23 protein-coding genes are annotated in these 25,911 nt (G+C 59.9%); 15 read left to right on the top strand and 8 right to left on the bottom strand.

All coding sequences use genetic code 11. The features are described from left to right. From ATY79_RS16875 to ATY79_RS16865, 3 genes are read left to right on the top strand one after another with little or no spacing between them, the layout of a single operon-like run. Entirely contained in the window at positions 1-360 is a 360-nt protein-coding gene (locus tag ATY79_RS16875; protein WP_088704483.1) for a YciI family protein, read from the top strand. A gap of 4 nt (positions 361-364) precedes the next feature. Then, positions 365-724, top strand: a complete 360-nt coding sequence (locus tag ATY79_RS16870; protein WP_088704482.1) for a YciI family protein — start codon at positions 365-367, stop codon at positions 722-724. A gap of 3 nt (positions 725-727) precedes the next feature. Further along, positions 728-1,972: an RNA polymerase sigma factor gene (locus tag ATY79_RS16865; RefSeq protein ID WP_088704481.1), complete on the top strand. Its 1,245-nt coding sequence runs from the start codon at positions 728-730 to the stop codon at positions 1,970-1,972. Here the strand turns inward: ATY79_RS16865 and ATY79_RS16860 are convergent. Continuing rightward, a complete protein-coding gene (locus ATY79_RS16860; protein WP_088693573.1) occupies positions 1,940-2,902 on the bottom strand; it encodes a lysylphosphatidylglycerol synthase domain-containing protein in 963 nt (320 codons plus the stop codon). The two genes, ATY79_RS16865 and ATY79_RS16860, sit on opposite strands and share 33 nt — an antisense overlap. Positions 2,903-2,971: 69 nt before the next feature. Here ATY79_RS16860 and ATY79_RS16855 point away from each other — a divergent pair, with 69 nt between their 5' ends. Both ATY79_RS16855 and ATY79_RS16850 read left to right on the top strand, forming a co-directional pair. After that, positions 2,972-3,988, top strand: a complete 1,017-nt coding sequence (locus ATY79_RS16855; RefSeq protein ID WP_088704480.1) for a glycosyltransferase family 2 protein — start codon at positions 2,972-2,974, stop codon at positions 3,986-3,988. Beyond that, positions 3,981-5,477 carry a glycosyltransferase family 39 protein gene (locus ATY79_RS16850; RefSeq protein WP_088704479.1) on the top strand — a complete coding sequence of 499 codons (1,497 nt, stop codon included), beginning with the start codon at positions 3,981-3,983 and terminating at the stop codon, positions 5,475-5,477. Before ATY79_RS16855 ends, ATY79_RS16850 begins: the two co-directional genes overlap by 8 nt. A 13-nt stretch (positions 5,478-5,490) precedes the next feature. Here ATY79_RS16850 and ATY79_RS16845 read toward each other — a convergent pair whose 3' ends face one another. Continuing rightward, positions 5,491-6,858, bottom strand: a complete 1,368-nt coding sequence (locus ATY79_RS16845; protein WP_088704478.1) for an aspartate aminotransferase family protein — start codon at positions 6,856-6,858, stop codon at positions 5,491-5,493. Positions 6,859-6,941: 83 nt separating this feature from the next. On the opposite strand from ATY79_RS16845, the gene ATY79_RS16840 reads away from it, so the two are divergent. Next, a complete protein-coding gene (locus ATY79_RS16840) occupies positions 6,942-8,294 on the top strand; it encodes a glutamine synthetase family protein (RefSeq protein WP_088704494.1) in 1,353 nt (450 codons plus the stop codon). Here ATY79_RS16840 and ATY79_RS16835 read toward each other — a convergent pair. Continuing rightward, a complete protein-coding gene (locus tag ATY79_RS16835) occupies positions 8,291-9,235 on the bottom strand; it encodes a diacylglycerol kinase family protein (protein ID WP_088693569.1) in 945 nt (314 codons plus the stop codon). The two genes, ATY79_RS16840 and ATY79_RS16835, sit on opposite strands and share 4 nt — an antisense overlap. Positions 9,236-9,548: 313 nt before the next feature. On the opposite strand from ATY79_RS16835, the gene ATY79_RS16830 reads away from it, so the two are divergent. Next, entirely contained in the window at positions 9,549-10,763 is a 1,215-nt protein-coding gene (locus ATY79_RS16830; RefSeq protein ID WP_088704477.1) for an MFS transporter, read from the top strand. A 266-nt stretch (positions 10,764-11,029) separates the two neighbouring features. Further along, positions 11,030-12,406 (top strand): magnesium transporter, encoded by a 1,377-nt coding sequence (gene mgtE, locus ATY79_RS16825; RefSeq protein ID WP_088704476.1) that lies wholly within the window; start codon positions 11,030-11,032, stop codon positions 12,404-12,406. A gap of 30 nt (positions 12,407-12,436) precedes the next feature. On the opposite strand, the gene ATY79_RS16820 is transcribed toward mgtE, so the two are convergent. Next, a complete protein-coding gene (locus ATY79_RS16820) occupies positions 12,437-12,910 on the bottom strand; it encodes an Lrp/AsnC family transcriptional regulator (protein WP_088693566.1) in 474 nt (157 codons plus the stop codon). A gap of 146 nt (positions 12,911-13,056) precedes the next feature. On the opposite strand from ATY79_RS16820, the gene ATY79_RS16815 reads away from it, so the two are divergent. Further along, positions 13,057-13,959 carry a DMT family transporter gene (locus tag ATY79_RS16815; RefSeq protein WP_088704475.1) on the top strand — a complete coding sequence of 301 codons (903 nt, stop codon included), beginning with the start codon at positions 13,057-13,059 and terminating at the stop codon, positions 13,957-13,959. A gap of 73 nt (positions 13,960-14,032) precedes the next feature. Here ATY79_RS16815 and ATY79_RS16810 read toward each other — a convergent pair whose 3' ends face one another. Then, the gene (locus ATY79_RS16810; RefSeq protein WP_088704474.1) at positions 14,033-14,548 is read right to left on the bottom strand and encodes a GNAT family N-acetyltransferase; all 516 of its coding nucleotides are present in this window, start codon (positions 14,546-14,548) and stop codon (positions 14,033-14,035) included. 9 nt (positions 14,549-14,557) lie between these two features. Beyond that, positions 14,558-16,222 (bottom strand): electron transfer flavoprotein-ubiquinone oxidoreductase, encoded by a 1,665-nt coding sequence (locus tag ATY79_RS16805; RefSeq protein ID WP_088704473.1) that lies wholly within the window; start codon positions 16,220-16,222, stop codon positions 14,558-14,560. A 247-nt stretch (positions 16,223-16,469) separates the two neighbouring features. On the opposite strand from ATY79_RS16805, the gene ATY79_RS16800 reads away from it, so the two are divergent. The 6 genes from ATY79_RS16800 to ATY79_RS16775 all read left to right on the top strand — a co-directional run bounded on the left by ATY79_RS16800 (position 16,470) and on the right by ATY79_RS16775 (position 24,602). Continuing rightward, positions 16,470-17,258, top strand: a complete 789-nt coding sequence (locus ATY79_RS16800) for an SDR family oxidoreductase (RefSeq protein WP_088704472.1) — start codon at positions 16,470-16,472, stop codon at positions 17,256-17,258. 212 nt (positions 17,259-17,470) lie between these two features. After that, entirely contained in the window at positions 17,471-18,751 is a 1,281-nt protein-coding gene (locus tag ATY79_RS16795) for an efflux RND transporter periplasmic adaptor subunit (RefSeq protein WP_088704471.1), read from the top strand. Beyond that, complete coding sequence (locus tag ATY79_RS16790) at positions 18,748-21,867, top strand: efflux RND transporter permease subunit (RefSeq protein ID WP_088704470.1); 3,120 nt, start codon at positions 18,748-18,750, stop codon at positions 21,865-21,867. The genes ATY79_RS16795 and ATY79_RS16790 overlap by 4 nt, the downstream gene beginning before the upstream one ends. 169 nt (positions 21,868-22,036) lie before the next feature. Then, positions 22,037-23,329 carry an Hsp70 family protein gene (locus tag ATY79_RS16785; RefSeq protein ID WP_088704469.1) on the top strand — a complete coding sequence of 431 codons (1,293 nt, stop codon included), beginning with the start codon at positions 22,037-22,039 and terminating at the stop codon, positions 23,327-23,329. A 59-nt stretch (positions 23,330-23,388) separates the two neighbouring features. After that, positions 23,389-24,261: a uracil-DNA glycosylase gene (locus ATY79_RS16780; RefSeq protein WP_088704468.1), complete on the top strand. Its 873-nt coding sequence runs from the start codon at positions 23,389-23,391 to the stop codon at positions 24,259-24,261. A gap of 149 nt (positions 24,262-24,410) precedes the next feature. Further along, entirely contained in the window at positions 24,411-24,602 is a 192-nt protein-coding gene (locus tag ATY79_RS16775) for a hypothetical protein (protein ID WP_088704467.1), read from the top strand. 74 nt (positions 24,603-24,676) lie between these two features. On the opposite strand, the gene ATY79_RS16770 is transcribed toward ATY79_RS16775, so the two are convergent. Further along, on the bottom strand, positions 24,677-25,528 hold the full coding sequence (locus ATY79_RS16770) for a hypothetical protein (RefSeq protein ID WP_088704466.1): 852 nt from the start codon (positions 25,526-25,528) through the stop codon (positions 24,677-24,679). Beyond that, complete coding sequence (locus ATY79_RS16765; RefSeq protein WP_088704465.1) at positions 25,518-25,751, bottom strand: hypothetical protein; 234 nt, start codon at positions 25,749-25,751, stop codon at positions 25,518-25,520. The genes ATY79_RS16770 and ATY79_RS16765 overlap by 11 nt, the downstream gene beginning before the upstream one ends. Positions 25,752-25,911 lie beyond the last annotated feature (160 nt).

The following is a 25,911-nucleotide window of genomic DNA, read 5'->3' as shown; positions in this document are numbered from 1 at the left end:
ATGAAATATCTCTGCCAGATCTGGTTCGATACCGAGAAGAGCAAGCTCGTACCGCAGGAAGAGTGGGATGCGCTGACGCAAGAGTGCATCGCAAGCGATGACGATTGGCGCGACCGCGGCGTCATGCAGGCCGCGCTTGCCCTACGCGCGCCCGAGACGGCAGTAACCCTGCGTCTGAAGCAAGGCGTCACAACGGCAACCGACGGCCCCTTTGCCGAAATCAAGGAACACCTCGGCGGCTTCGTGCTGATCGAAGCCGCGGATATGGAGGAAGCCAAGGCGATCGCCTCGACGCTCCCGATACTGAAGTATGCCTCGATCGAGATTCGCCCCGGCTATTCCATCAAAGACAGAAGGTGATGTCATGCGCTATGTTTGCCTAATCTACAATTCGGCTGACATCGACGGCCGCCAGACGGCGGACGAAACCGAGGCCGTCGTTCGCGCCCATTTCAGCTTTGATGAAGACCTGCGCGATCGCGGTGCCCTGATCCATGCCGATGCTCTCGAAACGCCCGACAAGGCGGTCGTATTGCGGGTGCGTACGAACGAGATCAACATGACGGACGGTCCTTACGTCGAAACGAAGGAGCATCTAGCTGGCGTCTATGTTATCGATGCCTCGGATATGGATGAGGCCACCGCAATCGCCGCTGGAATTCCCTGCGCACGAATTGGTGCCGTGGAAGTCCGCCCCGTGCGGTTGTTGACATTGCCGGAGTAGACCTTGGAACGTCTGATCGAGGATATCTACCGATCGCAGTCTCGCCGCGTGCTAGCGACGCTCATCCGTCTCCTTGGCGACTTCGACAGGGCCGAGGAGGCCTTGCACGACGCGTTCGCGGCCGCTGCGCGCGCATGGCCTCGCGATGGGATTCCGGCAAACCCCTTCGGCTGGCTTGTTTCCGCCGGACGGTTTCGCGCGATCGACCATATCAGGCGCCGGTCCCGTTTCGATATGTCTGTAAAAGATATCGAGGAGAGTCTGTACGGATCTTTCGACGAAACGGAGATCGGCAACATGGACCTTATCGAAGACGACATGCTCCGCCTGATCTTCACGTGCTGCCATCCAGTCATACCGGCTGAGGCGCAAATGGCGATGGCTCTCAGGGAAATATGCGGACTGACGACCGAAGAGATCGCACACGCGTTTCTCGTCCCCGCCCCCACCGTGGCACAGCGTATCGTGCGGGCGAAGAACAAGATTCGCACGGCGAAAATTCCTTACGAAGTCCCCGAGCGCGACGAATTGCCCGAGCGGCTCGACCGGGTGCTGCATGTCATCTATCTGGTTTTCAACGAGGGGTATTCCGCATCGTCCGGCAACGAAGTCGTCCGGGCCGACCTGACCTCAGAGGCCATCCGCCTGACACGGTTACTGGTGCGCCTCCTGCCGCATCCCGACGTTTCGGGATTGCTTGCTCTTCTCCTTCTCCAGGATTCGCGCCGCGCCGCCAGGCGAGGCTCGGAGGGAACTCTCATTCTTCTGGCCGATCAGGATCGCAAGCTTTGGGACCGAGAGAAGATTCGCGAGGGTCTCGCACGCCTCGAGGGAGCGATGCGGAATGGCGAGGTTGGCGTCTACACGCTGCAGGCAGCCATCGCCGCAGAGCACGCGCGGGCCGAAACGCCTGAGAAGACGGACTGGCGGCGCATCGTCAGCTACTACGATCTTTTGCTGTCGGCTCAGCCGTCGCCGATTGCCGAACTCAACAGGGCAGTCGCAGTGGCCATGGTGGAGGGAGCCGAAAGAGGTCTGCAACTCGTTGACGCGATCCTGCAGGCAGGTGAGCTGGAGAGCTACCACCTGGCGCATTCGGCTCGTGCCGATTTTCTAAGGCAACTGGGACTGAAGGCGGATGCAGTTGCTGCATACGAGGCAGCCCTGAGGCTATGTCAGCAGACGCCCGAGCGGGCATTCCTGAAGAAGCGAATCTCAGAGCTTTCGGCTGCGACCGAGCGGCAGTGATATTGCCGTCCCTGTCAGGGCCGAGACGATGATCAGCAGATGCGCATTGATGCTTGCCTGCGCCAAGGCAGCGAGGGCGGTCTTTTCACTGGACGCCCCGAGGGCGATGGCGCCGGCGGTTATCCCGGCAGGATAAGTTCCGACGCCACCCGGAGCGTGCACCGGGAGCACTGAAGAGAGTTCGCCGCCCAATGCCCCGCCGAAGCTTGCGGCCATCGGCAAAACACCCATGAGGTTTAGAGCCCAAGCAAGGACCAGCACCTTGACGAGCCAGTTGATGACGGTCATCGCCCAGGCACGGGTGAAGGCCGCGGCATCCACTGGAAGTCCCCTCTCGATTTCGACCACGAGCTTCTGCGCCTTGATTGGCAGCAGCCGACTCGAAAGCCGCAACAACGGTTGCCTGAATGCGAAAGCAGCTACTGGAAGCGCCAGGAAAATGGTCCAAACAAGCCATGCGATGATCTGGTGCGGTGACGCGATTGCAAAGCCTATGCCGGCGGCAGCCAGCAAGGCGTGCAGATCGAGCAAACGCATGACCAAGAGCGCGGAGGTACCACGCGCCAGCGGGATACCGAACTCGGTACGCATCAAGACCGGAAAGCTCGTCTCGCCCGTTCGAAACGGGAGCATGATGTTCAGAAGGTTGTGAATCTGCGTAACGCGGAAAAGCACCTTGAAGCGACCGGCCGTCTCCCGCGGGAAATAATCGTAGATGCGCCAGGTCCTGAGGAAGTAGGTGCTGGTGAGCAAAATCAGGGCGCTGACAACCGGGATTGCGCCCACTTCTGCCCATTGACCGAGAATGACCGGCCAGCCCCAGAACCACTGGATGAAAAGCGCATAAGCCGCCACGACTGTCACCGTGAGCAGCGTCATCCGATTGCGGATAAACCAGGATTGTCGGCTGGCTACAACCGGAAACTTCATATAGTAGGCTTTCCTGACTATCGCGGCGAAAGCCGCCTGCGGCCGTGCGCCTTGTAGGAGAAATCAAACGTGCAGACAACGGTAGACTCGCGTCAAGGCCTCGTGGAAGCGATGCGGCCGGTCGAATTGTCGTTGGTTGTGCCTGTCTTCAACGAAGAAGAGAGCGTCGGCCCCCTTATCGATCGTATCTGCTTGGCCATGGCAAATTATCCCGACCGCTGGGAGCTTATCCTGGTGGACGATGGCAGCACGGATGCGACGCTAGCAAATGCCCGCAAGCATATCGGCCGCGAGGGGCTTGTCCTGCGGATCGTCGAATTGCAGCGCAACTTCGGCCAGACCGCCGCTATGCAGGCAGGCATCGACGCCGCCACAGGGCGGTTGATCGCCACCATGGACGGCGACCTTCAGAACGACCCGAAGGACATTCCGTCGATGGTTGCCGAACTCGAGCGCCGCCAGCTCGATCTTCTGGTTGGCTGGCGCAAGAACCGTCAGGATGGTCTGCTGCTGCGCAAGATCCCGTCCTGGTGCGCCAACTACCTGATCGGACGTATTACCGGCGTGAAATTGCACGACTACGGCTGCAGCCTGAAGATCTACCGTGCCTCGATCATCAAGCAGGTGAAGCTGATGGGCGAAATGCATCGCTTCATCCCCGCCTGGGTCGCTGGCGTCGTGCCGAGCTCGCGCATCGGCGAGATGGTCGTGACCCACCATGCCCGTCAGCACGGACAGTCCAAGTACGGCATCTCGCGCACGTTCCGCGTTATCCTCGACCTGCTCTCGGTCATGTTCTTCATGCGCTACAAGGCACGGCCAGGCCACTTCTTCGGCTCTCTGGGCCTTGGCCTTGGTGCAATCTCGGCGCTGATCATGCTGTATCTGTTCGTCGACAAATTCATCCTCGGCAACGATATCGGCACCCGCCCGATGCTGATGGTCGGAGTCGTCTTCATGCTCTCCTCGGTCCAACTTATCACGACCGGCATTCTCGCCGAGATGATCGCTCGCACCTACTATCGTGACGACGCCTCACCGAACTACATCGTCCGACAGGTCTTCGACGGAAGTGAGAATGCGTAATCTGCTGACCCGCAAGCCGGACACCGTCGTTCTTCTGCTGGCCGCATATTTCGTTGTCAGCTTCGTCGTCCGTCTGCTGGTCCCAAACGGCCTGCGAGTGGATGAATCCCAGCAAGCTTTCTTCTCACAGTGGCTTGTGGCCGGCTACGACACCCAGCCGCCACTCTACAATTGGGTCCAGGCAGTGGTCGTGTCCGTGTTCGGATTGTCGGTCGTAACGATTGCCGCGGCCAAGAACCTGGTCCTGTTTCTTCTTTTCCTAAGCTACTACAAGCTCGCAAAGCTGGTTCTTGGCGACCGCTTGTTTGCCGCCATCGCGACGCTTTCACTGTTCACGATTCCGCAGATTTTCTGGCAAGCACAAAGGGACCTGACCCATACGGTCGCCCAGATGCTGATGATCAACCTGCTTCTTTACAGCATCATCAAGACGCTGAAGGCGCCTTCGCTGCTTTCCTATGTGATGATCGGTATCGCGCTCGGACTCGGCATGTTGACGAAGTACAACTTCACGCTCGTCGTATCTGGAGCCCTTATAGCGGTTCTCCTGCATCCGGAAGGCCTGAAGCGGCTGCTCGACCGACGCTTCCTGCTGTCGCTGGCTATTGCGGTTCTGATCTTTCTGCCACACGGCCTTTGGCTACTCGACAATCTTAGCCTCGCAGCAACCCGCACACTGCATACTATGGGGCAGGAAGCGCCGAGCGGTTCATTGGCGAAGCTCATCAAGGGTCCAACCGAATTCCTCGGGCAGATCCTCGTGATCATGGCGCCTCTCGTCGCGGTTTATGCGATCATCTTCGGTAAGAAGTTTCTCCTGAATTTGCGTCCGACGACTGTCTGGGCTCACTTTTTCGACACCCTATTCCTGGCGATTGGTCTGCAAGTTTTGTTGCTGGTTTTCGCCATCGGCATAACCTCCATGCGCGACCGATGGGTGCTACCCTTCCTGTTCCTGATGCCGATCGCGTTCTGCCTGAAGATGCAGGCGCGCGGAATTCGAGCCGACGATTTCGCGAAGCGCTTCCTTGTCGTGCCGCTTGCCGTGATGATAGTCGTGCCGGCGCTGGTTTTCGTCCGTGCGAACGTACCGACGCTTTTCGGCCGACCTGAGGCCTACAATGCGCCTTACGAGGAATTCGTCGGCAGGATTCTTGCCGAGGAAGGTAAGCGCCCAGGGCTAGTGTTAACCGATGGCTGGCTCGCATCCGGCAACCTGCGTCTGCAACTGCCCGACGTCCCGACGCTGTGCACGTTTTTCGGCAATCTGGAGGTCGACTACGAGTGGACGGCCGAGAAGCCAATCCTGGCCGTCTGGCTCACCTCCGAAGAGGAAGCGGCCTTGCAACCGGAATTGGATGCATGGGTGCAGACAAACCTTGGCCCCCAATACTCGGACGTGGCGGTGAAGCACATGAGCGTCGGGTATATTCGCGCGCGACCGGAAGACCAGCGTCTCTTCGGTTACGCCTGGATCTATCCGCGGTAACTCGTCGCGCCGCCTAATTCCGCAGTTCTTTCCATGCGGCATCAAGCGCGATCTTCGTGATACGCGCCATCTCATCCACCTCGTCATGCGTGATGACGAGTGGCGGTGAAGCCAGCATCCTGTCCCCGGTTGCGCGCAGAACAAGTCCGTTTGCGAGCGCGTGGTTACGCACGAGGGCGCCAGCGGCATCCGGCTTCTGGAAACGGGCGCGGCTTGCCTTGTCGGCAGTCAGTTGCAGCGCGCCCATGAGGCCGACATTTACTGCCTCGCCGATGAGATCGTGATCGCCAAGCGCGCTCCAGACCTTGCCAAAGTAAGGGCCTATGTCCTGACGAACGCGCTCGACCAGCATTTCGTCCTCGATAATGCGGAGATTTTCCAGAGCCGCGGTGGCACAAACCGGATGACCGGAATAGGTAAAGCCGTGATTGAAATCCCCGACCTCACCGATCAAAACGTCAGCGATACGGTCGCCGACGAGCACGCCGCCAATCGGGAGGTAGCCCGATGAAAGTCCCTTGGCGATTGGCGCTAGATCAGGCTCGACACCGTAGTACTGGTGGCCGAACCATTCCCCGAGGCGTCCGAAACCGCAGATCACCTCATCGCAGACCAAAAGGATGTTGCGCGCCTTGCAGATCCGGGCGATCTCCGGCCAATAGGTGTCAGGCGGGACGATGACACCCGCAGCACCCTGGATCGGCTCAGCCACGAAGGCCGCTACATTCTCCTCGCCGAGTTCATCGATCTTGGATTCCAACTCCCGTGCAACTTCCAGGCCGAACTCAGCCGGAGACAATTCTCCGCCCTCACCGTACCAGTAAGGCTGTCCGATATGCACGATGCCCGGTATCGGCAGGTCGCCCTGCTCGTGCATGTACTTCATGCCGCCGAGACTGGCGCCGGCAACCGTTGAGCCGTGATAGCCATTCTTACGGGCGATGACGATCTTCTTCGAAGGCTTGCCGACCGCGCTCCAATAGACCCGTGCCATCCGGAACCACGTGTCGTTCGCCTCGGACCCCGAGCCCGTGAAGAAAACATGGTTGAAGTGCGGTCCAGCGTGGGAGGTGACCTTTTCGCCGAGCAACGTCGTCGGTGTCGTCGTCGTGCCGAAGAAGGTGTTGTAATAGGGCAGTTCGTTCATCTGGCGGGCAACGGCGTCGGCAATCTCCTTCCGCCCATAACCGACATTGACGCACCACAACCCTGCGAAGCCATCCAGATAGCGCTTGCCGTGGCTATCCCAGATGTAGACGCCCTCGCCGCGTTGGATGATGCGAGTACCGTCGGCATTCAGCTTCCCCATGTCCGAGAAAGGATGCAGATGATGGGCCGCATCGATAGCAGCGAGGTTGGAACGTGTGTAAGTATCGGACATGATTTGCAAATCACCTTCGGAGATTGAAAGCCTCTTTCCAATAGGTTACGACCTTGGCCTTCTCCGAAAGGATTTTCAAGATCATGGCAGACGACAAGATTCATGACACGGCAGCCGGCGGCAACCCGCGCATCGAACTCCTGCTCGTCGGCATGAACGGTGATCTGCGCGGGAAGCAGATTCCGCTCGATGCCCAAAAGAAAATCTGGGCAGGGGAAGTCCGCCTTCCCTCTTCGACGCAATCGCTCGATGTCTGGGGCGATGACAACGACGACATCACCGGCCTCTCGCTTTCCGTCGGCGATCCGGATGGCAATTGCATTCCGGACAAGCGCAGCCTGGCGCCGATGCCATGGGCGCCCGAAGGTTCGATGCAGGTCCTTGCTACAATGCATGAATTCGACGGCACGCCGAGCTTCATGGACCCCCGCGCTATCCTTGCATCCGTGTTGAAGCGGTATGAAGAACGCGGCCTGACGCCTGTTGTCGCTACCGAACTCGAATTCTATGTCGTCGAGCCGAATTGGCGTGAGACAGGCCGACCTTCACCACCCACCAATCTCACCTATCGCGGCGAACCGAACGGCTTCCAGCTTTACGACATGACCGCTGTCGATGCGCTCGACGACTATCTGCAAACCGTGCGCGCCTATGCCAGGGCGCAGGGATTGCCGGCTGATGCGACAACGGCGGAGTTCGGTCCCGGGCAGTTCGAGATCAACTTGCTGCACCGGCCCGATGCTCTCGCCGCGGCCGACGACTGCATCTATCTGAAGCGTATTGTGGAGCAGGCGGCGCGTAAGCACGGACTGAAATCCACCTGCATGGCGAAGCCCTACTCGGACCATGCCGGCTCTGGACTTCATGTGCATGCCAGCGTCATCGACAAGGATGGGAGGAATATTCTCGATGCCAAAGGCGACGACCCGCGGAGGCTGAAATCCCTCTGTGCCGGGCTGCTTCAAACCATGCGGGATGCGCAACTCGTCTTCGCACCGTTCGCTAACTCCTATCGCCGTTTCCAGCCTGGATCGTTTGCGCCCGTCGACCTGACCTGGGGATACGGTCACCGTGGCACAGCTGTCCGCATCCCGGATCTGAATGGCCCGGCTGCTCGCATCGAACACCGTGTGGCTGGCGCCGATGCCAACCCCTATCTGCTGCTAGCCGCGATTCTGGGCGGCATGTTGCTCGGCATCGATTCCGAACTCGATCCCGGCGAGGAAACGACGCCGTCGCATATGCCTCGACACACGACGCAACTAACCCACGATTTTCTGACGGCGGTCGACGCCTTCCGCGTCTCGCCGTTCATCGCCGACATATTCGGTGAGCGCTACCAGAAGCTCTACGGCGACACGAAACGCAAAGAGGCCATCACCTACCTGCGCACCGTCTCGGACTTCGACTACCGCACCTACCTGCCGCGCCTCTAGTTTGCAGATTCGCGGCGCTCGGATTGCTCCACCTGCGCGGCGAGCCCCTGTTTCACCAGCACCTTCAACTCGCCAGGATGCAGCTTCAGCGCCACGTCACGCGCAAGCGGCAGTAATTCGCCGTCCATCACGCAGTTTGCCTTGGCACGAAGCTTGGGGAAATGGAGGTGAACTTCGGCCGGATGCATGATCATCACGTCGGCATTTTCCCTCACCTTGCCTCTCAGCAGATCAATCGCCAAGCGGGCGACGCCGAGCGGCTTCAGCGGCTTGGCGGTATAGAAGCCCAGTTCACCGCTGGTAAGGCTGTCGGCATAAAGCAAAGCGTTCTGGCCGAAAGGGTTGTTTGAGACCGAGATTGCGGAAACCCGGCGGCGCTCGCGAACGCCCCCGGCTTCAAAATCGACCTCGAACTCGGGCGGATTTAGTATGACGCCGCAGGCGGCCCGTAAGCTTGCCCTCATCTTTCCGAACCGCGAGCGATACGTGTAAGAATCTCGATAGCGTACCATGCGCGCATGGAGCCCGGCCGAGAACTGATGAATGAACGGTCGACCGTTGGCGCTGGCTATATCGACGTGATCGACTTCGCCAAATGCAAGTGTCTCAAGCGCCTGCCATATATCGAGGGGAACACGCAAGGAACGGGCGAAAAGGTTCATTGTGCCCGCCGGCACGACGCCGAGCGCGACACCATTCTTCCAGGCGATCGACGCAGCTGCCGATATCGTCCCGTCACCACCGCCGGCAACGATGCCATCGATGTCGTCGCGGCGCGCCGCGCGCTCCATGGCGGGCACGATCTCCTTGCCGGAGAAGACGATTGCATCGAAATCGTGACCAGCCTCTCTGAAGATTGCTTCGGCCCGTCTTTCATAGGCTTCCATATCGGTGGTCCTAAACGTCCCACCGTCTCGATTGAAAAAGCCAATTAGTTTCATCAGGTTCCCGTTAGTCCTTGGCGACAGGCAAAGCCTGCCGGCGCTGCTAGAGATGGTTCCTGCAGCGGCGATTTCAAGCTGAGGCGCACCGCGCGGCCCCGCGGGAGAGGAGATAGAGCCAGCAAATTTGCAAGGGACGTATGCATATCAGGGGACGCTGCACTGCAGAAAACGCACTCGACCTACAGGAGTCTATCATTGATAGATGGGATAGTGGAGCTTTGTCCCCATCTCCCTTCATCTCCGGCCTACCGGTCACGGCTGCATCGCGCCCCGCCCCGTATGTCGCCTATCGAATGCCAAGGAGCGCGTCTTGAGCCAGGTCGCCGTAAACGATTCCGTTGACACGAGCTCTGTGGTCGAAGCCCCATCGCCGATGGCCATCGCGCTCGTGCAACTGGCGCTCGCCTGCGGCGGCTTTGGCATTGGTACCGGCGAATTCGCTATCATGGGTCTTTTGCCTAACGTCGCCGACGCCTTCTCCGTGACGACGCCGCAGGCAGGCTATGTGATCAGCGCCTATGCGCTTGGTGTCGTTGTGGGCGCCCCCGTCATTGCGGTTCTTGCTGCGAAAATGGCGCGACGCTCATTGCTCCTGCTCGTCATGGGCATCTTTGCGATCGGCAACATCTTGAGCGCGATGGCCCCAACCTTCGATAGCTTCACGGTGATGCGTTTCGTAACAGGCCTGCCGCACGGAGCCTACTTCGGCGTTGCCGCGATCGTCGCCGCATCCATGGTGCCCACGCACAAGCGTGCTCGCGCCGTCGGTCGCGTCATGCTCGGGTTGACGGTCGCGACACTGCTGGGAACGCCACTCGCCACTGTGTTCGGGCAGTCTCTCAACTGGCGGCTTGCCTTTACGATCGTTGGAATCATCGGCCTGCTGACGGTAGCGCTGATCTGGTACTACGTGCCGCGAGACCGCGTCGCCGAGGGTGCAAGCTTCAAGCGAGAGCTCGGCGCCTTCAAGCGACCGCAGGTTCTGCTGACCCTCGCTACGGCATCTGTCGGCTTCGGCGGGATGTTTGCCATGTTCAGCTACATCGCGCCTACGACGACGCAGGTGGCGATGCTGCCGGAAAGCATGGTCGCCGTGATGCTCATCATCTTCGGCATCGGCATGAATGTCGGCAATGTCGTCGGCTCCTGGCTTGCCGACAAATCGCTGATGGGCACGATCGGCGGCAGCCTTGTATTCAACATCGTCGTGCTGAGCCTGTTCTCCATGACGGCCACCGATCCCTTCATGCTGGCGCTTTGCGTGTTCTGCATCGGTTGCGGCTTTGCTGCTGGTCCCGCTGTCCAGACCCGACTGATGGATGTCGCAGCGGATGCGCAGACGCTCGCTGCGGCATCTCACCACTCCGCATTCAACATCGCGAATGCGCTCGGCGCATGGCTCGGTGGCCTGGTCATCGCAAAGGGCTATGGTTTCGCCGCCACCGGCTATGTCGGCGCGATCCTGTCGTTTATCGGCATCTTTGTGTTCGCAGCGTCTCTAAGCCTCGACCGCCACAACCGCTGATGCCGCTGAAACATCCGGCATGCCGCGCCGAGGGTGCGGCATTCTGGCACCAAGCACCTCAAGCGCTTGACTTTTTTGCCAATTGAGACCACCTACAACCTTACGCGGATCGCGTCTGTTTTCCGCGGATATCAACGGAGCCATCATCACGATGCCAAGCGACAGTAGCAGTCGATTGCCTTTGCCGTACGCGGCCCTCGTGCTGACCTGACTCCTGTCGGGCTCGCCCGTCGGTCGCTACGGCGGATCGACGGAAAGGCGAGCCTATGAACATCAATCGCTTCCCACTGCGGGCGGGCCATGCTGCTCGTTTCTTCAGCAGCGACCACCTCGGCCCGATCACCACGGCTGAGCGCGTCGAGCAGCTGAACGCACTTGAAATTTCCGAAGCCGCAGCGATCCTGGTTACGCTGCCGCAACAGAAGGCCGTGCGCATTCTCGGACGCCCCGAGTTGCATCACGCAGCCGCGATCCTTGCTGACATGCCGACCGAGCATGCCGCACGGCTGCTTAATGCCTTAGCGAACGACCGCGTTGCCGACCTCTTTCAGGAGATGAACGAGGGGGGCCGCGCCCACCTCTTCTCACGGCTGGATCGCACGACCTGTCTCGCCGTCCAGCATCTGATGGGTTATCCGCCCCACACGGCCGGCAGCATCATGACGACGGAATTCGTCAGCGTGCCCGACACCTGGACGGTCGAACAGACGCTGGAGCATGTGCGCAAGGTCGAGCGTTCGCGCGAGACGGTCTATGCCATTTACGTCCTTGACGCCGTCAGCCGCGAGCTGACGAGCGTCGTCACGTTGCGCCGTCTCATCACAGGCGATCCCAGTGATTCCGTTCTGACGGTTGCGCAGAAGGAAGGGGTTGTGCGTGCCGATCCGCTGATGACGCAGGAAGATGTCGCCCGGCTGATCCGCAAGCATAATCTGCTCGCCCTGCCCGTCGTCAGCGAGGACGGCCACATGCTCGGCATCGTCACGGTCGATGACGTGATCGACACGATGATCGCCGACCAGACGGAAGACGCCCAGAAGTTCGGCGGTATGGAAGCACTCGGCAAGCCTTATATGAAGATCGGCTTTGCCGGCATGATCCGCAAGCGTGCGGGCTGGCTCTGCGCCCTCTTCCTCGGTGAAATGCTGACGGCAAGCGCCATGCAGCATTTCGAAGGCGAGTTGGAGAGGGCGATCGTGCTGACACTGTTCGTGCCGCTAATCATGAGCTCCGGCGGTAACAGCGGTTCGCAGGCGACGTCGCTGATCATTCGGGCGCTGGCGCTTGGCGAGCTGAAGCTTTCCGATTGGTGGCGCGTACTGCTGCGCGAACTGCCGACCGGCATCGTGCTTGGTACGATTCTCGGACTGGTCGGCTTCGCCCGCATCGTGCTCTGGCAGAACATCGGGCTATATGACTACGGCGAGCACTGGGTTCTGGTCGGTGCTACGATCTTTGCCGCCCTGATCGGTATCGTCACCTTTGGCTCGCTGGCGGGCTCCATGCTGCCCTTCATCCTGCAGAGGCTGCGGCTCGATCCGGCAAGCGCCTCCGCCCCGTTCGTCGCGACGCTCGTTGATGTGAGCGGGCTGGTAATCTACTTCTCGGTCGCGCTGCTGATCCTCAGCGGCACGCTTCTCTAAGCAGGAAACGGGGCCTGATCCGCCCCGTCTTCATTTCGGCTCGGGCAGCTTCAACGCTCCATGGGTTTTCATGCTGCGAATGGCGAAGTTCGAGCGGATGTCACTGACATTCGGCAAGGTCAGCAGCGTGTCTGTCAGCAACCGCTCATAGGCCGTGAGGTCCTCGACCACGACCTCGGCCAGGAAGTCCGCCGTTCCTGAGATCAGGAAGCACGAGACCACTTCGGGAATGGCGAGCAATGCCGCTTCCTGCGCCTGCGCATTCTCGCGGCTGTGATGGGCGACCTTGAGCTCGACGAAAACCGTCAGGCCAAGACCGACTTCCTTGCGGTCGATGTCGGCGCGGTAACCGCGAATGACACCGGTCTTTTCGAGGTTGCGGATTCGACGCAGGCAGGGCGACGGCGACAGGTTGACCTTTTCGGCAATCTCCACGTTCGTCGCCCGCGCATCCTCCTGCAGGCACTTCAATATCGCCAGATCGAATTTATCAAGATTTGGCATGATCGAAAAAATCTCCCTGGTCTTTTGGCATATAGTTGCTCACACTAGTATTCTGACGGCACAAATAGCAAGGACATGCCTCGCCGTTTCCGCCTACTGTTCTCTCAACCGGACAGCAGTCCGCACGATCACAAGAGGAGAGATCGATGAGCGTCGTTGCCTTCACCAATGAAAAACCCACCTCGACGTCAGTCGGATATGCGGGCGCCGTTGTCACAGTCCTGATCTGGGCGACGTGGATCCTGGCGACCCGCCACAGCGTGGCGACACAGCTTGGGACGATCGACATCGGCCTGATTCGCTACGGCATTCCGGCGCTCGTTCTGGCACCAGTCTGGCTGAAGACCGGACTGCTGCCGAAGGGTGTGCCGCTTGGACTGCTAGCTACGATGGTCGCTGGCGCGGGCGCCGTATTCTTCCAGCTGACCACGTCGGCCATTCACTCCACCCCGGCATCTGCGGCCGGCATTCTGCTCGGCGGCTCCATGCCGCTGGCAACTGCTTTGATTGGCGTCATTGTCTTCCGGGAACGGCCTGATGTCATGCGCGTGTTCGGCCTGGCCGCAATCGTCGCGGGCGTCGCCATCCTGCTGGTTCGCGGCCTTGCCGGCGCGACCCTGCCGTGGAGCGGCTTCGTGCTGCTGCCGATGGGAGCAATTCTCTGGGCAAGCTACACACATGCCTTCCACCGCTCCGGCCTGACTGCCGTGCAGGCCAGCGCACTCATCGCGGTCTGGTCCTTCCTGATACATATCGCTCTGGCCATCGTCTTCGGCACGTCGATCGCCAGCGCGCCACTAGGCGAAATCGGGCTGCAGGTGTTGAGCCAGGGCGTTCTTTCCGGTCTTGCCGCGACCGTCGCCTATGGTCTCGCTGTTCGCGCGCTTGGCGGCACACAGGCAGCGGCCTTCACCGCGATCACGCCGGTCCTGGCAACGATCGGCGGCGGCATGCTGCTGGGTGAGGAAATCGGCATCGCAGAGATTGCCGCGGCCATTATCACCGGACTCGGCGTAGCGCTCTCAACCGGTATTGCGTCGCGCCGATAGCAGTACCCCCCGCGGTTTGAGCCGGCGTCAATCCGCCCGCTCATTCTATTGTCAGTCAGGCGTCGCTATAATCTCAAAGGGTGCGAATCATCGCGACGCGCCGTTCCGCGTCCATCCCGACAGCGACTTCGTGATCCAGTTTTTTCCGTAGGAACTGAGGTAAGACTTCGGCGCTCGGTAGCACAAAGCCGAGGGAAGCATAGAAAGGCGCGTTGAATGGAACGTGGCGATCAGTGGTCAGCGTCAGAGACGATAGTTGGCGTCGCCGGGCCATCTCGATCGCAGCCGACATCAGATGCCGCCCGACACCTCTGCGCTGGCAATTCCGGCAGACGTCCAGTTCGATCACATAGAGCGTGCCCTCGATCTCCTCCGCCGCGAGAAAGCCAACCAGACGATCGTCGTCATCAGCGGCAACGAGCAGCAGGCTCGCGTCGAGCGATCCTCGCAATACGTCCTGCGATAGCGCGTGCGCTTCCCTGGCAACACCGAGCGCCTCCGCAAGCGTCGCGAAGGCGTCGATTTCGATCTCAGTCAGGCGCGGCAGTTCATTGAGACGCGCCTGCCGTATGATGCAGGCACTACTCATGCCTGCCTCTTACATATTCGGATAGACCGGTCCCTCGCCGCCCTGCGGCGGCACCCAGTTGATGTTCTGGTTGGGATCCTTGATGTCACAGGTCTTGCAGTGGACGCAGTTCTGGGCGTTGATGACGAAGGTCTCCTTGCCATCCTTCTCCACCCATTCGTAGACGCCGGCCGGACAGTAGCGGGTCGAGGGACCGGCATAGATATCGTGCTCCGACGATAGCTGCAGCGCCATGTCCTTGACCTGCAGATGCACCGGCTGGTCTTCCTCGTGGTTGGTGTTCGACAGGAACACCGAGGAGAGGCGGTCGAAGGTGAGGACACCATCGGGCTTCGGATAGGCAATCGGCTTGTGCTGCGAGGCAGGCTCCAGCGAGGCCGCATCCGTCTTGCCATGCTTTAACGTACCGAAGATCGAGAGGCCGAAGAGCTGGTTCGTCCACATGTCGAAACCGCCGAGCGCCACGCCGATTGCCGTGCCGAACTTCGACCACAGCGGCTTGACGTTGCGCACCCTCTTCAGGTCCTTGCCGATGTCGCTCGAACGCCAGTCGTTCTCGATCTCGACCACTTCATCGTTAGCGCGGCCGGCGGCGATCGCAGCCGCGATGCGGTTCGCTGCCATCATCCCCGACAGCACGGCATTGTGGCTGCCCTTGATGCGCGGCACGTTGACGAAGCCGGCCGAGCAGCCGATCAGCGCCCCGCCCGGGAAGGAGAGCTTCGGCACCGACTGCCAGCCGCCCTCGGTGATCGCACGCGCACCGTAGGACAGCCGCTTGCCACCCTCGAAGGTGGTGCGAATGGCCGGATGCGTCTTGAAGCGCTGGAATTCCTCGAAGGGATAGAGGTACGGGTTCTTGTAGTTCAGATGAACGACGAAGCCGACGGCAACGAGATTGTCTTCGAGGTGATAGAGGAAGGAGCCACCGCCGGTCTTCATGCCAAGCGGCCAGCCGAAGGAATGCTGCACGAGGCCTCGGCTGTGGTGCTCCGGCTTCACCTGCCAGAGCTCCTTGATGCCGATGCCGAACTTCTGCGGCTCACGGTCCCTGGAGAGATCGAACTTGGCGATCAGCTGCTTGGCGAGCGAGCCGCGGACACCTTCGCCGATCAGCACATATTTGCCTGTTAGTTCCATGCCGCGGGTGTAGTTCGGACCGGGCTCGCCGTTCTTCTCGATGCCCATGTCGCCGGTGGCGACACCGATGACGGCACCCTCGTCGTTGTAGAGCACTTCGGTTGCGGCAAAGCCCGGATAGATCTCGACGCCGAGTTCTTCCGCCTTGGTGGCGAGCCAGCGACAGACGTTGCCAAGCGACACGATATAGTTGCCGTGATTGCTCATCAGCGGCGGCATCAGCATGTTCGGCAGACGCACCGAGCCGGCCGGGCCGAGCACCAGGAAGTGGTCGTCGGTCACCTCGGTCTTGAACGGATGATCAGCCTCTTCGCGCCAGCCGGGCAGCAGACGGTCGATACCAACAGGATCGACGACGGCACCCGACAGGATATGGGCACCGACTTCAGCCCCCTTCTCGAGCACGACGACCGACAGTTCCGGATTGACCTGCTTCAGGCGGATCGCAGCCGACAATCCCGCAGGACCGCCACCGACGATCACGACGTCGAATTCCATGCTCTCGCGTTCGGGCAGTTCAGTCGTATCGGTCATGCATCCATCTCCGCTCGGCCGACATTGCGGCCATATTCCCCGTGATCGGGTTATGTCTTGTCAAAACAGAAGGCTATTGTCGAGCCGGGAAACGACAGCGAATCCTCCAATTCGCGCAACAGCATTTCTAGGGCCAAATAATTATATTCATCTTACGTAAACGTCAAACAATAAACAAATGGCGCACGCCGCTTTCGTCTCCGGTCGGCGCGCCGTATAGAGAGACCGACGACTGGAGGAATTTGGCATGGATCTCGGCATCAAAGGCAAGCGCGCACTCGTTCTGGCATCGTCGCGCGGATTGGGGCATGGCATCGCCGTAGCTTTGGCGCGTGAGGGTGCGAATGTTCTGCTTTGCGGGCGTAGTGGCGAGACGCTGGAGGCAAACTGCCGCGCCATCAATGCCGAAGGACATGGCAAGGCGGATTGGATCTGGGCCGATCTCTCCGATGAGAACTTCGTGGAGACCGTAACCGCCGCCGCGTACGACAAGCTTGGCGGCGTCGATATCCTCGTCAACAACACCGGCGGCCCGACACCGGGGACGACGCAGGATATGACGCCCGAGAAGCTGGAAACCTATTTCTTCTCCATGGTCCTGCGTGTGATTGCGCTCACCAATGCTCTGCTGCCATCTATGAAGGAACAAGGCTGGGGGCGCATTCTCACCGTCGCATCGTCGGGCGTCATCGAACCGATCGCCAACCTCGCGCTTTCGAACACGCTGCGCCCCGCCCTCGCCGGTTGGAGCAAGACGCTGGCAACGGAGATCGGGCGCTTTGGAATCACCTCAAACCTGCTACTTCCCGGTAGCATCCTGACGGATCGCCTTGACGATCTCGACGGCGCCGCTGCCAAGCGGACCGGTAAGAGCCTCGATGAAATCCGGTCCGCAAAGCAAGCCGCGATTCCGATGGGCCGCTACGGAACGGTCGAGGAGTTCGCTGCGACCGCCGCCTTTCTTTGCAGCCAGCCGGCGAGCTACATTACCGGCAGTCTTGTGCGCTGCGATGGCGGAGCGGCGCGATCCGTCTGATTGAAAAGGAAAAATTCCCAAAAGTGTGGGCTACCCCACATTGCCGATGCTCAAGAAATATCATTTAAGCGCATTCTTTCATTACAAAAATTTAAGCCATTATAACCACTTAGTGATGGTCGGTCCGATAATTGTGTCTTTTTTGCGCCGTAATAAACGTGGTTCAATAGAGCCTGGATTTCCGCGCAACTTGCCCCAAACCGGTCCTGCATATGAAAAAATTATTTGTCACAGTCTGCATCGTCGCTGCCGCCGCCGTTGGCGTATGGCAATACAGGGAACGCGTCCCTTACCTTTCGCAATTTCTATCCAAGGCACAGCAGCAGGCAGATGCCGCCGATGGCGGCCACCAGACGGCGGGCAGTGCATCGCAGTCCGGTGACCAGAAGGGCGGCGGCAAGGGTCGCAACCGCAACGGCGGACCAACACTGGTCAAGACTGTTGCAGCGGTGAAGACTACCCTGCCCCGAGACGTCACGGCTTCCGGCTGGGCTGATGCGGACGACAACACGACGATCGCGGCCCAGGAACAGGGGATCGTTACGAGGATCCTCGCATCGGACGGCGCCACCATCAAACAGGGAGACCTGATCGCCGAGCTTGATGCACGCACGGCACAGGCAACGGTCGACAAGGACAGCGCCATGGTCGTCCGCGACCAAGCCACCCTGGCGGAAGCGGAAACGGCGCTGGCGCGCGCCAATGACCTGCTAAGCTCGAAGGCCGGCACACAGCAAAGCTACGATCAGGCGAAGGCGGCGCGCGACACAGCGGCGGCCACGGTTCAGGCGGATAAGGCAGCGCTCGCCGCCGATCAGGTCCTGCTTGAGCATACCGATATCCGCGCACCCTTCGACGGACGCCTGGGCGATATCTCGGTGAGCCCGGGCGCCTTTGTGAACGCCGGCTCGGCGATCGTGACGATCGCAAAGTACGATCCGATCTATGTGAAATTCCACCTTCAGGAACGGGACCTGAGGCAATTGAAGCTTGCCCTCGCCGCAGGGCCGGTTGATGTCAGCACGGTTCCCCAGTCCGACAAGGGCAAGCCACATCAAGGCCATATCAGCTTCTACGACAACACCGTCGACCCAGCGTCCGGCACCATCCTCGCGAAGGCAAAGTTTGAGAACGCGACGGGCGCGCTATGGCCCGGCCAGTCGGTCAACATCGTTGTCCATTTCAACAACAATGAGCAGCAGGTCGTGGTCCCCACCGTTGCCGTCAGCCCGGGCGCCGACGGCTTCTTCGCGCTTGTGGTGCGCGATGGCAAGGCTCAGGTGACCCCGGTCACTGTGGCCCGCGCGAACGGCGGCTTCAGCGCCATCTCACAGGGCCTTTCCGAGGGTGATCACGTCATCATCGAGGGACAGGCGCAGCTGGTTGATCAGCAGCCGGTGAAGGAACAGTTCGACGACAAGGCTTTGAACGTCGCCTCCACGGACCAGGCCGTGGGTAAGACTGAAACCATCACAGCGGGCACGGAAGAATGATACCGAATTTCTGTATTCGACGTCCTGTCGCGACCACGCTACTTGCCATCGGCGTCGTGCTTGCCGGTCTTGCAGGCTATCAGCTGGTACCAGTGGCAGCCCTGCCGCAGGTCGATTTCCCGACGATCAACGTTTCGGCGGCGCTGACAGGCGCCTCGCCGCAGACGATGGCGACCTCGGTTGCGACGCCGCTGATTAAGCAGTTCCAGACCATTCCCGGCATCAGCGAAATCAGCGCCACAAACTCGCTCGGCAATACGAGCATTGTTCTGCAGTTCGACCTCAACCGCAACATCGACGCGGCGGCGGCGGACGTTCAGGCAGCAATCTCGCACGCGACGCGGCAGTTACCCGATAACATGACGACGCCGCCAAGCTACCGGAAAACGAACCCCGCCGATGCGCCGGTCATGCTGCTTGCCGTGCAGAGCGATACCATGCCGCGTAGCAAGCTCGATGAGATTGCCGAGGACATTATCTCGCCGTCCCTTTCGACCCTTCCAGGCGTCGCCGAGGTTTCGGTATTCGGTGCACAAACCTATGCGGTCCGCGTCGAGGTTGATCCAAGCAAGCTTCTCAACCGCGGCATCGGCATCGACACGGTTAACCAGGCGCTGGTCGCGGCCAACAGCCAGGTTCCCGTCGGCTCTCTGCAGAACGACACCCAGAGCATGACGATCAATGCCAACACCCAGCGTACCAACGCCGACGAATTCCGCACGCTCGTTATTGCCAATCCAAACGGCGCGCCGATCCATCTCGGCGATGTTGCCGACGTGCAAGACAGCGTCGAAAATCTGAATACCGGCAGCTGGTACGATGGCAACCGCGGCATCATTCTCGCCATTCAACGTCAGCCCGATGCGAACACCGTTGAGGTTGTCGACGCGATCAGGGCGAAGTTGCCGGGCCTGCATGCAGAGATTCCGGCCTCCGTTTCAACGAAGGTCATGAATGACTCCGCGCAACCAATCAAGGACGCGATAGCGGACGTTAAATTCACGCTCCTTCTGACGATTGGCCTCGTCGTCCTGGTTATCTATCTCTTCACCGGCCATCTGACGGCGACAATCATTCCTGGGCTCGCCGTACCGCTATCGCTGATCTCCACCTTCGGCATGATGTACGTGCTCGGCTACAGTATCGATAATATCTCATTGCTCGGACTGACGCTTGCCGTCGGCCTTGTGGTCGATGACGCGATTGTCATGCTGGAAAACATTCTCCGGCATGTCGAGGAGGGAATGCCGGTTCTCGATGCGGCCATCAAGGGTGCAGGCGAAGTGAGCTACACGATCGTTTCGATGTCGGTTTCGCTGATCGCCGTTTTCATCCCGATCCTGCTGATGGGCGGCGTCGTCGGCCGTATCTTCAACGAGTTCGGTATGGTCGTTGCCATTGCGATCGTCGCCTCTGCAATCGTTTCGCTCACGGTGACGCCGATGTTGGCGTCGCGCCTCGGTAGCGCCCACGAGCGGCCGCCGTTCCTCATCCGCTGGTTCGACGCCGGTTTCGAGCGGACGCTCAGAGGCTACGAGAGATCGGTCGGCTGGTGCCTGAAGCACCGCCCGACGGTTCTTGCACTGTTCGTGGCGTCTGTCGGGTTGACCATCTACCTGTTCATGACGCTGCCCTCGAGCTTCTTCCCCACCGAGGATATCGGCCGGTTGAGCATCACGACGCGCGCCCGTCAGGACATTTCCTATCCAGCAATGCAGGCACTGCAGAACCAGGCCGCGGCACTCGTGAAGCAAAACCCCGCTGTCAACCACGTGATGTCGATTGTCGGCGGCAATGCACGCAGCCCGCTCAACAACGGCACCATGTACGTCGAGCTCAAGGACAAGGATCAGCGTCCGCCGCTTGATCAGACCTTAAGGGAGTTGCGAGCGAGCATCAGCAAGATTCCGGGCCTTCAGGCATACATAACGCCGCAGCAGAGCCTTCGCTTCGGCGGCCGCCAGACAGCAAGCCAATACCAGTTGGTCGTCCAGGCACTAAGCGCCGATCAGACGAACATCTGGGCAAATAAGATCCAGCAGGCGATGCGCGCCGACCCCCGTTTCACTGACGTGGCTTCCGATGCGCAGAACAACGCATTGCAAGCCAATATCGTCGTTGACACCGAAAAGGCGGCCGCCTTCGGCATCACCGACGGACAGTTGCGTACGACGCTGCAGGAAGCCTTTGGCGGATATACGGCGGCTCAGATCCAGTCGACCGGCGACAGCTATGACGTGATTGTGGAATATGACACCAGCAAGCCATGGGACGATCAGAAGCTTCAGGAAATCCGCGTCGCGTCCAACAGTGGCGGCGCCCTGGTTCCCTTGTCGAACTTTGCGACGGTCCAGCGCACGACAGGGCCAGTGACCATCAACCAGACCGGCCAGCTTGTCTCAACAACGGTGTCGTTCAATCTGCCTGCAGGTGAAGCGCTCGGCGACGCAACGGCTGCGATCGACCAGATCAAGAAAGACATCAACATGCCCGCGGACGTCTTCACGTCCTACGGCGGCACCGCGCAGATATTCCAGCAGTCTCAGGGCAACACCCCGCTGCTGATCTTGGCGGCTGTGCTGACGATCTATGTTGTGCTGGGCGTTCTCTACGAAAGCTTCATCCACCCGTTGACGATTCTTTCAGGCCTGCCGGCCGCGGCACTCGGCGCCTTGCTGGCACTGAAGATAATGGGCTTTGATCTTTCGATCATCGCTCTCATCGGCCTGCTGATGCTGATCGGCATCGTCAAGAAGAACGCGATCATGATGATCGACGTGGCATTGGAGAACCTGCGCTCAGGCAGCGGCATGTCGCCCTCGGAAGCGATCCACGAAGCCTGCGTCCGACGTTTCCGCCCGATCATGATGACGACCTTCTGCGCCCTCCTCGGCGCACTTCCGATCGCTCTCGGGAGTGGTGCAAGCTCGGAACTTCGCCAACCACTCGGCATTGCCGTTGTCGGCGGTCTTGTCGTATCGCAAGCGCTAACGTTGTTCATCACCCCGGTAATTTTCGTCGAGATGGGCAAGCTCAGCGATTGGCTCCTCAGCTTCGGGCGCAAGAAGAAAACCACGCACAGTGAGGAAATGCCTCAGGCCATAGCGGCCGAGTAAAGAACGAGCGGGCGCCATTGGCGCCCGCAGCATTTTTCGCCTTCAAGCCTTGAATAAAGGCGGCCCCTGTGGCATCACGCGCCCTCCTTGAATTCGGGCGCGTCGTTCCGCGCCTTTGCGGAGGCTGACCTCCGATCTCAAAACATAATCGGCAGGGTGAGGTGCGAGCATGGCTCAGGCGCTGGGATTCGACTTCGGCACAACGAACACGGTTTTGGCCACGGCAGACGGGCAGACAACCCATTCAATGGCCTTCACCAGTGCCGCCGGCAACGCCGATAGCATGCGCACTGCCTTGTCTTTCATGAAGGATTCGCAACTCGGCGCATCCGCGCTGAAGGTCGAGGCAGGACACGCCGCAATCCGGCAATTCATCGACAATCCCGGCGATTGCCGGTTCCTGCAGTCGATCAAGACCTTTGCGGCAAGCGCGCTCTTTCAGGGCACCCTGATCTACGCAAAGCGCCACAGCTTCGAGGATCTGATGGAGGTCTTCATCCGTCGCCTGCGCAACTATGCCGGCGACAACTGGCCGTCAGATGTTACCCGCATCGTTACCGGTCGTCCGGTGCATTTCGCCGGCGCGAACCCGGATCCTGCGCTGGCGACCGAGCGCTATAACGAGGCACTTTCCCGCTTCGGTTTTCCAGAGGTTCACTACGTCTATGAGCCGGTGGCCGCTGCGTTCTACTTTGCGCAAAACCTGAAGTCCGATGCCACCGTGCTGGTCGCCGACTTTGGCGGCGGTACGACCGACTATTCGCTGATCCGGTTCGAAACAGTTGGCGGAAAGCTGACTGCAACTCCGATCGGCCATTCGGGTGTCGGGATCGCCGGCGACCACTTCGACTATCGCATGATCGACAACATCGTTGCGCCGCAGATCGGCAAGGGGAGTCATTTCAAGAGCTTCGACAAGATCCTTGAAGTTCCGACAAACTACTATTCGAGCTTCGGTCGCTGGAACCAGCTCTCGATCTTCAAGACATCGCGCGAATTCGAGGATCTCAAGAAGCTCGTGCGCACGGCACTCGAACCCGAAAAGCTTGAGGCCTTCATCGACCTTGTCGAGCACGACGAAGGCTACCCGCTTTATCAAGCTGTTTCGGCAACGAAGATGGCGCTCTCGGCCGCCGATGAGGCTGCCTTCGACTTCGCCCCTCTCGGCCGCGGAGGTCACCGGACCATCAGGCGCGCCGACTTCGAGAGCTGGATTGCAGATGATCTCGCGCGGATCGAAGGCGCCCTTGATGACGTCCTGGAGAAGACAAACACGACGTCCGGTATGATCGATAAGGTGTTCCTCACCGGCGGCACGTCGTTCGTGCCGGCTGTGCGCCGCATTTTCACCGAGCGCTTCGACGCAGACTGTATCGAGACCGGTGGCGAACTGCTATCCATCGCCCATGGGTTGGCACTGATCGGCGAACGCGAGGACATCACGCAATGGACAGTGCAATAGGTCGGCTAGCGGCCAGAGCGCTCTTTCATTGACGTCCCGGCTTCGCTAAAGTCGCCGTTATGATCTCCGTCAACGAACTCTCTCCGGGCGAACTCGCCGCGCTTTTGCATTTCCATGCGGAAGCCGGCGTCGAGTGGTTGCTCGAGGAGGAAGCTGTCGACCGCTTCGCCGAGTTCGAGGCAATGAAGGCGGCGCGACGGAGTGCGGGCTCCTCCCCGCAGGCCACCGAAGCCCGGGAAACCTCGCCACGCCCGGCGGCCCAGGCGACGCGAAGAAATGCCCCTGCCCCCGAGCGCACGGCTCAACGACCGCAACCGTCGATCCCCGATGGCGAGGCCGTTCAGCAGGCGCGCTTCGCGGCTGAGAGCGCCCGTTCGCTGCCGGAGCTGAAAACGGCGATCGAGGCATTCAATGGATGCAATCTCAAGCACAGTGCACGCTCGACGATCTTCGCCAGCGGAGATGCGGCAAGCGGGATCATGGTGATCGGTTCAGCGCCGGGCGCTGACGATGACCGTGAAGGTCAACCCTTTTCCGGGCGACCTGGGCAACTGCTCGACAAGATGCTCGCGGCAATCGGTCTGCAGCGCGATACCATATTGCTGACGCAGGTCATTCCCTGGCGACCACCCGGCAACCGCATTGCGTCGACCGCCGAGATGGATATCTGCCGTCCTTTCATCGAGCGGCAGATCGCGCTTGCCGAGCCCAAGGCAATTCTCGTGCTCGGCAATTTTGCTGCCCGGGTCTTTTTCGGGGAGAACGATACGATTCACGGTCTGCGTGGGCAATGGCGGGAGATCGCGGTCGGGAACGGCGTCGTTCCTGCGATCGCGACCTTGCATCCACAAGATCTATTGACGGCCCCCATCAACAAGCGTCTGGCCTGGAACGATCTTTTGGCTTTTCAGGCCAAACTGGCAGCACTGTAATCTGCTCTCAAAATGGGCAATTATAAATGCTTTATGAAAACATCTATGCGATTTACGCATATCTGCCCCTTATTCTAACGCATTGAAAACCTCATGTTGCAGTGCAATATTGTGGTCTGTCTTGGGAGGAATCAACAGGAACCAAGGCAATGACTGCACGTTTTCGTCCTATCCACTGCGGGTTTGAAACCCTTCGCCTTGCCAATGAGCAGGGTCGCACAACGCAAAGCTACAGCCGCATCGGCTTCGCCACGAACGAACAAATGGTTGCTCGCGGCACCGGCGCAAGCGGCCGCATCGCGCGCCCCGCCGCGATCTTTGCGGATTTTCAGCAATACTGAGGTCGAGGCTGGCATTTGCTGGCCTCTTGTCTCATTGCTTGGCCGATCACAAATCGCTATCCCCGCCGATCGGCCTATCGCGTCCCCCAGTGGAACGCTTCGTCGACATACGCGAACTTGATCGCTTGCCACTTGCAGTATTGTTCGACGAATGAGCGCGACATCCAGAGTACGGGCTTCTTGTCGGTCGTATCCCAGCCAATGCATCCTTGCTGCGCTGCCTTTGCAAAAAGCCGCTGCAAGTGCGTGCGCGATATCATGAAGTCCGCCGCAAGAGCGCGGCTGTCGACATGACCGACCACAACACGCCTGGGGTCATCTCCTTGTAAATCCATTCGGGATACCAGGTGATCGACGATCAGACCGCCGGCGTCGTTCCACAGGAAAAGCGCCACATGATCTGTGGGTTCCCGCCACCGCGGATCTTCAAGACAATTGCGCGCGATACGCGGTTGAAGGATTCGAACCAATTCCTTGTGAGCCTCAACATGGGCAACCCGGTTTCCACCGTCCACCAAATCAAGAGCTCCCAGGTTCGAGACGAGCCATCCAAACATCGCGTGATGACTGGTCTCTGCCGGCTCAAAGTGGCGGGGACGACGGCGCTCCGCCCCTGGCTCGTAGGCAATGAAGCGGTAGGTGAGGAGTTCCTCGATGAAGCTCAGCACGGTGTTGCGGCTGGCCGCCTTGCGGGATGTGATCTCGCCCGTCAGCCGAACGGCCGTGAACCCCGAAGTCGGATCAGCGGGATTACGCTCCATAGCGAGGGCATAGGCAGTCTGCGTCAGCAGCCAGCGTTGCTGGGAAGCAAGCAACCGTGCCAGTCGCGGGCCAGCATCGAACATGCTGCGCATTCGCCCCGCGTGGAAACGAATGGCAAGGATGAATTTCGGATTCGCAACCAAGTCTTCGGCACTAAAAGGCATTTTTCACCCGACGCGCACTCATCCGTTGCAGCAACCAGCCGGTACAACAACGTCCGGTTTCCTCAACATGCGCATTCGCGAATAAATGAAACTTCGTCAAGTTCATAGAGCACAACAACCGTTCGGATGTCGTCACTATTCGTTGGATTTCTCCCGTAGTGCGCGAGAAATCCGGCAAGACCATCAGAAAGCTCTTATGTTCGTTTTCAAGCTCTTTGGGCATGATTTTTCCTTTTCGACTTTGGCGGCGAAAGCCCATGCGTGAAGCTGGTGGACAAAGGAGGAGACAGGGCATTTTGACGACGGCTGGCATACTCTTATGCGCGGGTTGGGTACCGCATTTCCGTTTGTTCGTCTGGGCCTACCTCGGTCTAAAGTCGGGC

The sequence above is a fragment of the Rhizobium sp. R693 genome, from assembly GCF_002211315.1.
In the GTDB taxonomy this organism is placed as follows: Bacteria; Pseudomonadota; Alphaproteobacteria; order Rhizobiales; family Rhizobiaceae; genus Rhizobium.
Note: the sequence above shows the minus strand (reverse complement) of the source record. Positions and strands in the feature narration are given on the sequence as shown.

Bases quoted from the DNA above. Each gene is read 5' to 3' on its own strand.
- ATY79_RS16790 (WP_088704470.1), top strand. From the start codon at position 18,748: ATGATACCGAATTTCTGTATTCGACGTCCTGTCGCGACCACGCTACTT.
- ATY79_RS16785 (WP_088704469.1), top strand. From the start codon at position 22,037: ATGGCTCAGGCGCTGGGATTCGACTTCGGCACAACGAACACGGTTTTG.
- ATY79_RS16820 (WP_088693566.1), bottom strand. From the start codon at position 12,910: ATGCCAAATCTTGATAAATTCGATCTGGCGATATTGAAGTGCCTGCAG.
- ATY79_RS16795 (WP_088704471.1), top strand. From the start codon at position 17,471: ATGAAAAAATTATTTGTCACAGTCTGCATCGTCGCTGCCGCCGCCGTT.
- ATY79_RS16780 (WP_088704468.1), top strand. From the start codon at position 23,389: ATGATCTCCGTCAACGAACTCTCTCCGGGCGAACTCGCCGCGCTTTTG.
- ATY79_RS16845 (WP_088704478.1), bottom strand. From the start codon at position 6,858: ATGTCCGATACTTACACACGTTCCAACCTCGCTGCTATCGATGCGGCC.
- ATY79_RS16770 (WP_088704466.1), bottom strand. From the start codon at position 25,528: ATGCCTTTTAGTGCCGAAGACTTGGTTGCGAATCCGAAATTCATCCTT.
- ATY79_RS16840 (WP_088704494.1), top strand. From the start codon at position 6,942: ATGGCAGACGACAAGATTCATGACACGGCAGCCGGCGGCAACCCGCGC.
- ATY79_RS16875 (WP_088704483.1), top strand. From the start codon at position 1: ATGAAATATCTCTGCCAGATCTGGTTCGATACCGAGAAGAGCAAGCTC.
- mgtE (WP_088704476.1), top strand. From the start codon at position 11,030: ATGAACATCAATCGCTTCCCACTGCGGGCGGGCCATGCTGCTCGTTTC.
- ATY79_RS16815 (WP_088704475.1), top strand. From the start codon at position 13,057: ATGAGCGTCGTTGCCTTCACCAATGAAAAACCCACCTCGACGTCAGTC.
- ATY79_RS16765 (WP_088704465.1), bottom strand. From the start codon at position 25,751: ATGCCCAAAGAGCTTGAAAACGAACATAAGAGCTTTCTGATGGTCTTG.
- ATY79_RS16775 (WP_088704467.1), top strand. From the start codon at position 24,411: ATGACTGCACGTTTTCGTCCTATCCACTGCGGGTTTGAAACCCTTCGC.
- ATY79_RS16850 (WP_088704479.1), top strand. From the start codon at position 3,981: ATGCGTAATCTGCTGACCCGCAAGCCGGACACCGTCGTTCTTCTGCTG.
- ATY79_RS16870 (WP_088704482.1), top strand. From the start codon at position 365: ATGCGCTATGTTTGCCTAATCTACAATTCGGCTGACATCGACGGCCGC.
- ATY79_RS16800 (WP_088704472.1), top strand. From the start codon at position 16,470: ATGGATCTCGGCATCAAAGGCAAGCGCGCACTCGTTCTGGCATCGTCG.
- ATY79_RS16860 (WP_088693573.1), bottom strand. From the start codon at position 2,902: ATGAAGTTTCCGGTTGTAGCCAGCCGACAATCCTGGTTTATCCGCAAT.
- ATY79_RS16805 (WP_088704473.1), bottom strand. From the start codon at position 16,222: ATGACCGATACGACTGAACTGCCCGAACGCGAGAGCATGGAATTCGAC.
- ATY79_RS16810 (WP_088704474.1), bottom strand. From the start codon at position 14,548: ATGAGTAGTGCCTGCATCATACGGCAGGCGCGTCTCAATGAACTGCCG.
- ATY79_RS16835 (WP_088693569.1), bottom strand. From the start codon at position 9,235: ATGAAACTAATTGGCTTTTTCAATCGAGACGGTGGGACGTTTAGGACC.